9 protein-coding genes are annotated in these 12,917 nt (G+C 39.5%); 1 reads left to right on the plus strand and 8 read right to left on the minus strand.

All coding sequences use genetic code 11. From position 1 onward, the window contains the following. Positions 1–25 precede the first annotated feature (25 nt). From AC0KUU_RS10855 to AC0KUU_RS10885, 7 genes are all read right to left on the minus strand, one after another. Entirely contained in the window at positions 26–1,240 is a 1,215-nt protein-coding gene (locus AC0KUU_RS10855) for a cystathionine gamma-synthase family protein (protein WP_322551963.1), read from the minus strand. A 452-nt stretch (positions 1,241–1,692) separates the two neighbouring features. Beyond that, entirely contained in the window at positions 1,693–2,742 is a 1,050-nt protein-coding gene (locus AC0KUU_RS10860; protein WP_322551962.1) for a 2,3-butanediol dehydrogenase, read from the minus strand. Between the two features lie 54 nt (positions 2,743–2,796). Continuing rightward, complete coding sequence (locus AC0KUU_RS10865; RefSeq protein WP_322551961.1) at positions 2,797–4,674, minus strand: sigma-54-dependent Fis family transcriptional regulator; 1,878 nt, start codon at positions 4,672–4,674, stop codon at positions 2,797–2,799. Positions 4,675–4,938: 264 nt separating this feature from the next. Continuing rightward, the gene (gene lpdA, locus AC0KUU_RS10870; RefSeq protein WP_237074811.1) at positions 4,939–6,318 is read right to left on the minus strand and encodes a dihydrolipoyl dehydrogenase; all 1,380 of its coding nucleotides are present in this window, start codon (positions 6,316–6,318) and stop codon (positions 4,939–4,941) included. 15 nt (positions 6,319–6,333) lie between these two features. Next, positions 6,334–7,560, minus strand: coding sequence for a dihydrolipoamide acetyltransferase family protein (locus AC0KUU_RS10875; RefSeq protein ID WP_322551960.1), 1,227 nt, complete (start codon positions 7,558–7,560; stop codon positions 6,334–6,336). A 24-nt stretch (positions 7,561–7,584) separates the two neighbouring features. Next, positions 7,585–8,619, minus strand: coding sequence for an alpha-ketoacid dehydrogenase subunit beta (locus tag AC0KUU_RS10880; protein ID WP_013082775.1), 1,035 nt, complete (start codon positions 8,617–8,619; stop codon positions 7,585–7,587). Between the two features lie 18 nt (positions 8,620–8,637). After that, positions 8,638–9,630, minus strand: a complete 993-nt coding sequence (locus tag AC0KUU_RS10885) for a thiamine pyrophosphate-dependent dehydrogenase E1 component subunit alpha (RefSeq protein ID WP_043981931.1) — start codon at positions 9,628–9,630, stop codon at positions 8,638–8,640. A 474-nt stretch (positions 9,631–10,104) separates the two neighbouring features. Between AC0KUU_RS10885 and AC0KUU_RS10890 the strand changes: the two genes are divergently transcribed. Continuing rightward, positions 10,105–11,439, plus strand: a complete 1,335-nt coding sequence (locus AC0KUU_RS10890; RefSeq protein ID WP_043981930.1) for an ArsB/NhaD family transporter — start codon at positions 10,105–10,107, stop codon at positions 11,437–11,439. A 79-nt stretch (positions 11,440–11,518) separates the two neighbouring features. Here the strand turns inward: AC0KUU_RS10890 and AC0KUU_RS10895 are convergent, their stop codons facing one another. Beyond that, positions 11,519–12,895 (minus strand): NCS2 family permease, encoded by a 1,377-nt coding sequence (locus tag AC0KUU_RS10895; protein WP_322551959.1) that lies wholly within the window; start codon positions 12,893–12,895, stop codon positions 11,519–11,521. Positions 12,896–12,917 lie beyond the last annotated feature (22 nt).

Below are 12,917 nucleotides of genomic sequence, written 5' to 3' on the forward strand. Positions count from 1 at the left end.
ATTAAAAAAAGTAATACGCGTCTTTTTAATTACTAATAGATGATGCGGATTCCAAGTGAGTAAATGCTTGTGCTAAGTCTGCAATTAAATCTTCCGTATCTTCAATTCCTACAGATATGCGAACCAGTCCTTCGGATATTCCAAGAACTTTACGTTCTTCAAGCGTACATTCTACGTGGCTAGTCGTTCTTGCTGGTCCATAAATTGTTTCAACCGCTCCTAAATTGCCGGCTTTATTTGCATACGTTAACTTTGGCAGCAAAATTTTAATAGCTTCCATTTCTCCTTTTAAAACAAAGCTTAATATCCCGCCAAAGCCTTTCATTTGTTTTTTGGCAATATGATGATGAGGGTGTGTTTCCAATCCAGGATAATAGACGGCTTCAACCGCTTCTTTCTTTTGAAGAAATTTAGCAATTTCCAAAGCGCTTCGCTCTTGTTGACGTATACGTAATTTTAACGTTTTCATTCCTCTTAAAATAAGATACGCTGACATGGGATCCATGGTCGCGCCATTGATCTCACGGTAGTGATACACATGCTTCATTAATTCTTTAGAGCCGCATACTGCTCCTCCTAAGGCATCCGCATGTCCGCTTAAAAATTTTGTTGCGCTGTGAATGACAAGATCCACCCCTAATTGAAGAGGGTTTTGATTAATAGGTGTCGCAAACGTATTGTCAATAATGACGACTGCCCCTACTGCTTTTCCTGCTTTTGCTATTTTTTCAATATCAATAATTTTCATCGTAGGATTTGTAGGTGACTCTAAATATAGCACTTTACATCCTTTATTTACTTCCGCTTCAATTTCTTCATGATTCCCCGTATTGCATAAGGTTACATCCACTCCGATGTTAGGAAGGAACTCAGTGAAGATTTTATTTGTTCCTCCATATGTATCTTTTACCGATACGACGCGGTCTCCAGGTTTTAAAAACGTGTATAAAGTGCTGCTAATAGCCGCCATGCCGGAGGAAAATGCGACCGCTTCTTCTGCTTCTTCAAGTATCCTTACTTTTTCTTCAAAAGCTTTAACTGTAGGATTACTCATGCGATTATACGTATAGCCTGGTTTGTTTCCTAACGCAACTTCTTGCCATTCGTCTACATCATCATAATTGTAAGCTACGCTGAAGACGACAGGAACTTGAGTGGCATTGTAAGCAAGGGATTCTTTTTCTCCCGCCCATACCGCTTTGGTTCCGTCTTGTACATTTTTAAACTGTTTGTCTGTCATTCACTCATCACCTCTGATTTTATTAATTAGATAATGATTAGATTATATATTGTATACAATATACTGTATATAATACAGAATAATCTGATAATAAAATAACCATACTTACCTTATTCAATTTAAAGAGGTTGAGACATAACGAAATGAATCCAATCTAAAGACGAACAAATAGGATAGATGAGCTGAACCGCTTATGACACGGCAGTTGATTTCCGTGCAAGACTTCGCTTTACATGGGCGCTGAGCCTCCTCGTCGCATACGCTCCTGTGGGTCTCATCTGTTCCGCTTTTCCCGCAGGATTCCTCATCTTGCCCTGCAATCGACTGCTAGAAGGGCCTAAACAAACCGAACATACGCTCACGCTAACAAAAAAACGAACCACTAATCAAAAATTTTGATCAAGGGTTCGTTTTTTACTTCGTCTAAAATACTTTTGTCCCAGCCTCTTTTTTTATTCAGCTTTCACCAAAATTTTCACCTGTTCCTTTTCTTTTAACAATGTCTCAAAACCTTCTTCAATTACATTCTCTAGCTTGATACGTTTTGTCACCAGTTTATCAGCCGAAAAATAGCCTTTTGCCATTAAACTAATAACCGCTGGAAATACATCGCGGTAGCCAATAATACCTGTTACTGTACGCTCTTGTAAAACGATTGTTTGAGGATGAATGGACGCTTCTTTTTCAAATATGCTAACAATCATTGTCTCCCCGCCACTTTTGGTAGAATTAATGGCTTGAGTTAAAACTAAGGGAACACTTGTCACTTCATAGGAAACGTCTACACCTCCGCCTGTGCGCTTATGTACTTCTGCTACGGGATCGTATTCTTGCGGGTTAATCACAATCGCCCCAAGTTCTTCAGCTTTCTGTCTGCGCTGTTCCGATAGTTCAATCGCATAAATTTCAGATGCACCCGATGCTTTTAACGCTTCAATAACTAGCAAACCGATTGGCCCCGTCCCAAATACGGCGGCTTTATCTCCTACCTTTAGTTTGCTTTGACGCACAGCATGAAGAGCCACAGCTGAAGGCTCTACGAGAGCTCCTTGCTCGTAAGACACCGCTTCTGGTATTTTATGAATCATTTCAACCGGTATAGAGGCATACTCAGAAAAACCTCCGCCACCTCCGGCAAGACCATAAAACCCCATTTTATTACAAAGATTATACTTTCCTTGTTTACAGTTTTCACACTCTCCGCATGCATAGATAGGTTCTACCACTACTCTGTCTCCGACTTTTACATTCGTAATACCTTCTCCGATTTCTACAACTTGTCCAGAAAATTCATGTCCCAGCACAACCGGCGCTTTATCTTTACTTAATGGATGGGGTTCTTCTGTAGGAATAAAAATAGGTCCTGCCGTGTACTCATGCAAATCACTTCCGCAAATTCCACACCATTCTACTTTAATTTTCACTTTTCCTTGAGAGACAGTAGGTTCTGCAATATATTCTAACCTTACATCTTTAACGCCATGCCATCTTAATGCTTTCATTCTACTCAGCTCCTATCCTTATTTAAAAATTTAAAACAGCTACGAACTCTCAGCTTACAAATTGAATTTTTTTAATCTGTTATAAAATGTACTTCTTGGTATATCTAACAGCTTAGCGGCAAGTGACACATTTCCCTGTGTTTTACGTAAAGCATCCATCATTAAGTCTTTTTGAACTTTTTCACGAAATGTGAGTACGGGGAGGGACGTAAAATCATTGTCTTCTATTTCTTGTGAAGTATCAGAGTTAGAGATGTTCTTTTGGCCACCAAGACTTAAAGAACTCAAATAATTCAATATCTTCTCTTTTTCTGCTTCTGTTTTAAGCGAGATCTTCAAGCGTTCAAGTACATTAAATAATTCTCGAATATTGCCGGGCCACTGATAATCTATTAGTTTATCTACTAATTCCTTGGGGAAATTCATATTCCAAGCATTCTTTTGACAAAAGTAGCGCATCAGATGTGGAATATCTTCTTTCCTTTCTCGCAAAGGCGGAACATGCACGGGATACACGTGAAGCCGGTAATATAAATCTTCTCGAAACTTCCCTTCACTGACAAGTTGACGAAGATCTCGATGAGTAGCGGTAATAATACGGATGTCTACCGGAATTTCCTGATTGCTTCCAACAGGCGTTACCTTGCGCTCTTGCAATACTCTTAACAAAGAAACTTGCATAGAATGAGGAAGTTCACCTATTTCATCAAGAAAAATCGTACCGTGATTAGCCTGCTCAAACTTTCCTTGATATCCTTGACGCCGTGCTCCTGTAAATGCTCCTTCCACATAGCCAAATAATTCACTTTCCATAAGTTCTTTCGGAATAGCACCACAATTAAGAGCAATAAAAGGCCCGTTTTTACGCGAGCTGTTTTCATGAATTGTTTGAGCTATTACTTCTTTTCCGGTACCTGTTTCCCCTAAAATATAGACTGTTGTATCCGTAGGAGCCGCATGCTTTATTTCTTCTAGTGTTTGCTGAAAGGAACGGCTTATGCCTGCTTCCCCTTTAAAAGAAAATGATTGAGCAGGGATCTGTGTAGTTGTTTGGTTGTGGTACGCTTCTTCTGATAAATAAATAATCTTTCCAATAGAATGACCGTGTCTTTTTGAAATTACAGGCACTTCCATCACTATAGGAAACCCCTGTTGTACAATCGTATTTAACTGCAGACCTGACCATTTTGGTATACATTCTCGCAAGGTTTTGCTTGCTCCCACAATCACTTCTTTGTAATTGCAAAGCAGCAAGAGCTGTTTGCTATCAACAAAATTCATAGAAGCGTGAACCAACTCAATTTCGTCTTTGTGCATTCGAATGCTTAACTCCCGCTCAATTGTATACGCAATGGACGTAACCATTCCAAGTGTATAAGGGTGAGCTCTGTTTACAGGACAAGAAATATTAATAATCCCAATTAAATTTCCGTCGTCATTTCGAACAGGCGCTGCCGAACAGCTCCATTGATGCGAAGCAATCGAATAATGTTCTGTACCCGTTATCATAATGGGCTCTTCCGTTTGCAGAGCCGTACCGATTGCATTTGTGCCTACTTCTTTTTCTGTCCAACAGGCACCTTCCACAAAATTAATTTTCCTTGCTTCATTCAGTGTAAGTCTATTTCCTGTAATAGATAAAATATAGCCTTCTGGGTCAATTAATAAAGCAACCATTCCTAAGTCCGCCGCTGATTGTCTGATTCTTTCTAAGTGCGGCAAAGCCGTCTCAAGAAATAAAGAGTTCATTTGTTTTCGAGAATGAAAGTCTTCATTTCTTAAAATCGATCTGCCTTTATCTAGGTAAGGATTAACATCTGCGCTTTTACAACGATGCCACGACTTTACAATAATGTCGTTTAACCTTGAAGGTTCAAGTGCTCCTTCGTTTACAAAACGTTTCCATGTGTTTAAAGAAAGTGTGGATTCCATTTTTTACCTCTCCCCTATAAACTTAATTGAATATAGTAAATCAAGGCTTGTTACCATTATTATAAATCACAAAGAAAACGTTATCATTACCAAATGATAGATTTTTAAACTCACGTTATGTAAAAATTAATAAAGAAACTAGACGAGGATGCAGGAAAACTACTATACCGCTTCCGTGATTCCTTCATCCTCTAGTTATCTTTTTGAATCATTCATTTTTACTTTTTATCCTCAAAAAGTTTAATAACTTGGGCACCTGCGTAATCAGGAGTGAACGGCCTGACCCGCCGACTGCAAAAGAGCTTCGTGAATGGCTTCAGATAATGTAGGGTGGGCAGCGATAAAGTCTTCCATTATATCTGTGGTCAACTCTCCGTGCATCATAATGGTTCCTTGTCCAATTAATTCTGTAGCATGTGAACCTACAATGGAAAGCCCAATAATTTCATTAAACTGCGGTTCTACGATTACTTTCACTTTTCCAACGGACTCATTTGCAATCATTGCTTTACCATTTGCCGTAAACGAGAATTCTCCGACGCGAATATCGCCGTATTCGCTTCGAGCCTGCTTTTCTGTCATACCGACACTTGCAATTTCAGGGTGAGTATAAATGCAGCGGGGTACAGCTCGATAATTTACGCTCTTATCTTTTCCGCATGCGTGCAAAGCAGCAACTGTGCCTTCATGAAAGGCGACATGAGCAAGCTGAATTCCGCCAACTGCATCTCCACAAGCATAGATATTAGGTATATTCGTTTGCATATGCTCATTAACATCAATTCCTTGTTTTGAAAAATGTACGTCAACCTGTTCTAAACCCAAACCTAGCACTCTAGGTTTTCTGCCAATTGAAATTAATGCATACTCAGCCTGCAGTTCATGCAGCTCTTCTTTATGTTTAAATAGAGCCGTTTTATGTTCTGGCTTCATTTCCGTTAGCGAAGCGGATGTATAAATCCCTACGCCTTTTTTCTCTAATTCTTCCTGTAACGTCAATGCGATGTCGGCATCTTCACCAGGAAGCAGCTGATCTGCTGCTTCCACAATCGTTACTTTTGTTCCCATTTGGCTGTAAATGCTTGCAAATTCACATCCAATTACACCTCCTCCTACTATTAAAAGAGATGAAGGGATAGCAGGCAGCGACATTGCTTGTTTACTGTGAATGATCCACTTTCCATCAAAAGGAGCAAATGGCAGGCTAGCAGGTTCTGAACCCGCAGCAATAATAAACTGTTCAGCCTCTATCTCTTCTACGTGATTTTCGTTTCGCACGGCTAGACAATGATTTGTCAAAAAAGAAGCTTCTCCTTTTATGACTTTAATACTGTTCTTTTTCATCAAATAGCCGATTCCCCTGACCAAGTTTTTAACAATGGTTGTTTTATGATGCTGAACGCCATCCCAGTTAATTTTCACTTGTTCTAAAGGAAGATTGATGCCGAATTGCTCAGCTTTCTTAATTTTCTCATAGGCTTCCGCGCTTGCTAATAGCGACTTTGTTGGCATACAGCCCTCATTTAAACAGGTTCCACCTAAATCTTTTTGTTCGATTAACGTAACTTGTTTTCCTTGCCGGGCGGCAGTGATTGCCGCCACATATCCTGCTGGACCGCCTCCAATCACAACTAAAGGTTTCACGGAATGCACCCCTTTCTATAAGAGTAGTAAAATAGGCTGTTCTAAGTATTGTTTAATAGTTCCAAGGAAATTAGCTGCAGGTGCTCCGTCCAGTACGCGATGATCAAACGTCAGGCTTAAAGGCAGCAAGTTTCTTTTTTGTAATTCGTCTCCTTTATACATCGATACATCTTCAGTAGCTCCAACACCAAGAATTCCTGTTTCAGGCGGGTTTAATACAGGTGTAAAATACTCTACTCCGTAAGCACCGAGATTAGTAATAGTGAATGTAGAACCTTGCATTCTATCAGTGGCCAGCTGACCTTGCCGAGCATCTGCTGCTCGTGTTTTGATCTCTGCAGCTAATTCAACTAACGACATCTTTTCAGCATGTTGCATAACAGGGACAACTAACCCATTTTCTAAAGCTACGGCCATTCCAAGATGAACATGGTTATAGAGATGAATTTCGTTATCTATATAGGCACTGTTCATTTGTTTATGTTCTTGAAGTGAAAGAACAACAGCGCGAGCAATAAAATCAGTTAGAGATATCTTCACCTTATGGCGTTGTTGGATCACATCTTTGATTTCCCGTTGAAGAGACAGCAAATCCGTCACGTCAGCTTTCATATTAATTGTTAATTGGGCACTGTTTAATAAACTACTATGCATTCGACTTGCAATGACTTTTCTCATGCCCGCTACTGGAAGCGTTTCTTTTTTTATAGCTTTATCTATTTCTGCTGGTGGACGACTCGCTTCTGAAGCTCTTTCCACCAGCACTTTCTCTACATCTGCTTTGGTGATTCTTCCTTTTGGTCCTGTGCCTTTAATCGTTTCAACATTAAGGTTTTCAGATTCTGCTATTTTCCGTGCAATTGGTGAAATAAGCACCGTTTCTTTCCTCTTTTTTGATGGAGCTGCGTCTGCTGGTGGCTCTTCTAACGAGATAGCAGCCGCTACCTCGTTTTTAGGCGCTTGCAGCTCATTTGCTGAACTGTTTTGCTCAGTGAGCTGCTCGTTTGGCTTTCCAACATAACAGATAATCGTTCCAGGAGGCACTCCTACATCTTCTTGTACAATAATATCAAGAATCACACCGTCCTGCGGCGCTTCAATATCCATTTCGATTTTTTCAGAATTAATGCTTGCAATCATATCTCCTTTTGAAACGGAGTCTCCAACTTTTTTGTTCCACGTCGAAACAGTTCCTTCTTTCATTGCCATACCTAGTTTTGGCATTACAACCTCTGCAGCCATTTGCTTCCTCCTCCTTTTCTTTAATTACACGCTTAGAAGCGATTTATCTCCTAGTAACTCCGATACAACTTCAATTACTTTTTGTGGTGTCGGCAGATAAATATCTTCTAATGGAGGCGAAAACGGCACAGGTGTATGTGGTGCTGTAATTCGTTTAATAGGTGCATCAAGCATGTCAAATCCTTTATCAGCAACTAGCGCGGCAATATCCGTTGCGATGCTGCATCTTGGATTGGCTTCGTCAATGACAATTAATCGATTCGTTTTTTCTACAGAAGAAAGAATGGTTTCTTCATCAAAAGGTGATAGACTTCGCGGATCGACTACTTCTACATCAATTCCCTTGTGAGACAATTGATCTGCTGCCGTAAGTGCAGTATTTACTTGTTTTCCAATTGCTACAATGGTTAAATCTGTTCCTTCGCGTTTCACGTCAGCTTTCCCTAACGGAATTGTATAGTAGCCTTCAGGAACCTCTCCTTTCATGTTGTACAATGTTTTGTCTTCAAAAAAGATAACCGGATCATTGTCTTCAATAGCTGCTAACAATAATCCTTTTGCATCGTAAGGGTTAGAAGGCACCACTACTTTAATGCCAGGAATGCTAGTGAATAAAGCGTACAAGCTCTGAGAATGCTGAGCTGCAGCCCTAAACCCTGCCCCATGAGTCGTTCGAATCGTGACGGGCACTTCAGCTTTTCCTCCAAACATGTATCTAAATTTTGCGCCTTGATTCAGCACTTGATCTAAACAGCAGCCAATAAAGTCATTAAACATTAATTCTGCAACCGGTCTTAACCCTGTAGCTGCCGCTCCCATTGCAGCTCCTATATAAGCTGCTTCTGAAATCGGCGTATCAAGAATTCGTTCACGTCCAAATTCTTGCACAAGCCCTTTTGTCACTCCAAGAACCCCGCCCCACGCCTCATCATCTTGCAAGTGGTCAATTTCCGCTCCGCCAGCTACATCTTCTCCCAAAAGAATCACATTCTCATCTTTTCGCATCGCTAGTTTCATAGCTTCATTAATAGCTTCAGACATGCTTAATTTTCTAGTCATTTCCTTTTCCCCCTTTAATTAATAAGATACATAAACATCCGTTAATAGTTCCGAAGCATCAGGATAATCGCTTGTTTCTGCTAGCTCAACTGCGCGTTCTACTGCTTTTTCTACTTCACCTTCAATCTCTCTAAGTTCTTGTTCTGTTATTACTTGTTCTGAAAGCAAGTAATTTTCAAAAAGAGCGATAGCATCTTTTTCCTGGAGATGTTCTTTCTTTTCATTTCCTGATTTATACGTTTGTGCGTCGCCTTCAAAATGTCCGTAATTTCGATACGTTACACATTCAATTAACGTTGGCCCTTCCCCTCTGCGGGCTCGTTGAATAGCTTCTGCAGCTGCTTCATAAACTGCTATCACGTCTTTTCCATCCACTCGTACCCCTGGAATGTTATAAGATGCGGCACGGTCTGCAATCGCGCTGCAGCTCGAAGCATAAGAAAATGGAGTTGCCTCTCCGTAGCCATTATTTTCAGCAACAAAAACAACCGGCAGTTTCCAAATGGCTGCTAAGTTAATTCCTTCATGAAACGTCCCTTCATTGCCCGCTCCGTCTCCAAAAAAGCAAACGCTTACATCTTTTGTCTTTTTATACTTAGCAGTTAAAGCAGAACCGCATGCAAGCGGAAAGCCTCCTCCTACAATTCCATTTGCCCCTAAAATTCCTTTATCTAAATCCGCGATATGCATGGATCCGCCTTTTCCTTTGCCTAACCCGGTTACCTTTCCAAAAAGCTCAGCCATCATTCCATCTAAATCGCCGCCTTTAGCAATACAATGGCCGTGTCCGCGATGAGTGCTTGTAATACTGTCACTGTCATTAAGATGAGCGCACATTCCAACCGCTACCGCTTCTTCACCTGCATACAGATGAACAAAACCAGGCAGTACACCTTTTGCGAAAATTTGATGTACTTCATCTTCAAACTTTCGAATTTCTACCATTTTCTGATACATCCAGCTGGCTTTTTCTTTCGTAAGCTTTTCTGTTTTGTTTTGAGCAGTTTTCATTATGGTAAGCCTCCTCATTTGATTATCAAACTTCACTTAACTACTATTGCAAGTACCGTGCCAATAGTAAAATCCCTTTATACTAGCAATCTATTATTGTATTTGGCCTCATAAAGTTAGACAAAATTGGACACTGTTCCAACTTTGTCTAACTTTGTCCAATCTTAGAGGAATCAATTATGTAAACTGAATTTAAGGTGCATAATAAGTGTGTGGGTTGAAAATCACATTGAATAATTAGCGAGAAAGCTTTTATGTAAATATGATATAATGCTGAAGGAATCGTCTTAATTTTGAGGAACACCAAGGCTTTTAAAGGAGGTCGGTTAAAGAAAAACGGGCTTTATAGAAGTTTTACCGTAAAGTTGGATGTAAATTAAACAATGAAAGATGAGGTGAAAACCTGGAAAACATCCAAAGTTTTTGTCATCTACACTTCGTGATGTCTAGATGACATATCGCCAGGTTACTGTTATGCACAATGCAATTCAACACATTACAAATTTTCATGTATACGCAGCCATTATTATATTTATCATTACATATTTTTTAATTATGACTGAAAAGATCAATCGCGCTTCAGCAGCTCTTTTAGGTGCTATATTAATGATTTTGTTAGGCATTGTTGATTTTAATAATGCTATTACCGAACACATTCAGTGGGAAACGATTGTCCTTCTTATGGGTATGATGATTCTAGTCGGCATTACAAATAAAACGGGCGTGTTTCAATACGCAGCCATCAAGTCTGCTAAAATCGCTAAAGGTGATCCAGTTCGAATTCTAGTTATTTTATCAATTTTAACAGGCGTCGGATCTGCTTTTTTAGATAATGTAACGACGGTTTTATTAATTGTTCCCGTTACTTTTTCAATTACTACTATTTTAAATATTAATCCTTTTCCGTTTCTTATATCAGAAGTGCTGTTTTCAAATATTGGGGGAACGGCTACTTTAATAGGCGACCCACCTAATATCATGATTGGAGCAGCAAATCCTCATCTTGATTTTAACGCTTTTTTATTAAACTTAGCTCCTGCAGTGCTAATTATCGGTGTTGTTACACTGGGGATTCTTGTTCTTATCTATCGCAAAAAATTAAAAGTAGAAGATAGCAAAAAGCAAGAGCTGATGAGTTTAAATGAAAAAGATTATATTCAAGATTCCGTTTTAATGAAAAAATCGTTAACTGTACTCGTCTTAACGATTCTAGGTTTTACCCTGCATTCCGTTTTGCATATTGATGCGGCTATGGTAGCCATTACAGGTGCTGCTGTACTATTGGTAATTGGATTAAGAACTCATGATGAAGTAGAAAGCGCGTTTGATTCTGTTGAATGGACAACCATTATTTTCTTTGCAGGTTTGTTTGTTCTTGTCGGAGGCTTAATCGATGTAGGCATCATCAAAAAACTGGCTGCTGGCGCTTTAAACGTTACAGACGGCAACATCGCACTGTCAGCTTATCTCATTTTGTGGATTAGTGGAATTGCTTCAGCTGTTATTGACAACATTCCTTTTGTTGCTACAATGATTCCACTTATTCAAGATATGGCTCATGGAATGGGAATGAGCCCTGATTCTGCTCAAATCAATGTACTATGGTGGTCATTGGCTCTAGGAGCATGTTTGGGAGGAAACGGTACGTTAATTGGAGCATCTGCCAACGTCATTGTAGCTGGCATGGCTGTAAAAAAAGGACATAAATTTTCGTTTATGGATTTTTTGAAAATTGGGGCTCCAATTATGCTTGTATCTCTTTTGATTTCAACGTTATATATCTTTCTTCGCTACCTTTTATTCCTGTAAGAAAAGAGCAATTAAAATTTACATGAACAGTAAAAAGACTTCTCAGCTGAGAAGTCTTTTTTGCTCTAGATATATGCGCTCAAGCAGCCCAAACGGAGTTGATAATAAAAGCGGCGCTAATCATATACATAATCCAGTGAATTTCCTTCGCCCTGCCGGCTAACAATTTAACGAATGTATAAGATAAAAACCCTAGCGCTAAGCCTTCGCCGATACTAAACGTTAACGGCATCAAAATAATGGTACAAAAAGCAGGCACAGCATCTGTTATCTCGTCTAAAGGGATGTTTTTGATTTCCGTTAACATGAGAGCTCCAACCATAATTAAAATAGGCGCTGTAGCAAAAGCAGGAATAATGCTAATTAATGGCTTAAATAAAAGACTCACTAAAAACAACATGGCAACGACCAGTGCTTTAAGGCCCGTCTTGCCTCCTTCTGCAATTCCCGCAGCATTTTCTACATACGCGTTCATTGCGGTAGATCCCATAGCAGCACTGGCTATTGTCGCAAGAGAATCTGCCATAAGCGCTTTATCTAACCCTTTAATTTCACCTTTTTCATCCATTAATCCAGCTTTTTTAGATAATCCAATCATCGATCCTAAATTATCAAACAGCTCCACAAGTGTAAATGAAAAAATAATAGAAAAAAGACCGTAATGAAGAGCGGATTTAATATCCATTTGTAAAAAAGTTTCCGACATGCTCGGCATTGAAAATGACACCACGCTGCTGATGCTTTTAGGTGCTTCTACTATGCCCAGCACCATCCCGGCAATTGATACCAGCAAAATGCTAATCAGTGCAGCTCCTTTAATTTTTCGAGCAGTTAATACAGTTACCGCGATAAAACCTAATAAAGCAAGGAATGGGCCCGGTTTTGTAAGCTGACCAAGAGCTACTAAATTTTCTTTGTTGCTTACAATAATGCCTGCTTGCTTAAAACCGATAAAAGCAATAAATAGACCGATTCCAACAGAAATAGCACTTTTTAAAATAGCGGGTATCCCTTCAATAATCTTCTTGCGTAAGCCTGTTATCGTTAAAATAAAAAATACAACCCCTGAAATAAATACGGCTCCTAAACCTGTTTGCCACGTTAGCCCTTCACCCAATACCACTGTATACGTAAAAAAAGCGTTCAGCCCCATTCCTGGTGCTACTGCAATAGGCATGTTCGCCCATAATGCAAACAAAAGAGTAGCAAAGACAGTGGCAAAAATCGTCGCTGCAATTGCCGCTTCTTTTGGAATGCCTGCATCTGCTAAAATCGTCGGATTAACAAAGATAATATAGCTCATCGTCACAAAAGTAGTAATTCCAGCAAGAATTTCTGTTTTTACATCTGTTTTGCGTTCGGTTAAATGAAACAGCTTATCCAACCATGAAGGGTTAGGTGCTGATTTTTTTATTAGTTCCATATGCTGAGTTTCAACTTTTTCATTTATCGCCACTTGCTTTTCACTCCTTTAATTT

The organism is Priestia sp. ST2 (genome assembly GCF_055810735.1).

Coding starts and splice junctions, on each gene's coding strand:
- AC0KUU_RS10890 (WP_043981930.1), top strand. CDS start 10,105: ATGCACAATGCAATTCAACACATTACAAATTTTCATGTATACGCAGCC.
- AC0KUU_RS10855 (WP_322551963.1), bottom strand. CDS start 1,240: ATGACAGACAAACAGTTTAAAAATGTACAAGACGGAACCAAAGCGGTA.
- AC0KUU_RS10875 (WP_322551960.1), bottom strand. CDS start 7,560: ATGGCTGCAGAGGTTGTAATGCCAAAACTAGGTATGGCAATGAAAGAA.
- AC0KUU_RS10865 (WP_322551961.1), bottom strand. CDS start 4,674: ATGGAATCCACACTTTCTTTAAACACATGGAAACGTTTTGTAAACGAA.
- AC0KUU_RS10880 (WP_013082775.1), bottom strand. CDS start 8,619: ATGACTAGAAAATTAAGCATGTCTGAAGCTATTAATGAAGCTATGAAA.
- AC0KUU_RS10860 (WP_322551962.1), bottom strand. CDS start 2,742: ATGAAAGCATTAAGATGGCATGGCGTTAAAGATGTAAGGTTAGAATAT.
- AC0KUU_RS10885 (WP_043981931.1), bottom strand. CDS start 9,630: ATGAAAACTGCTCAAAACAAAACAGAAAAGCTTACGAAAGAAAAAGCC.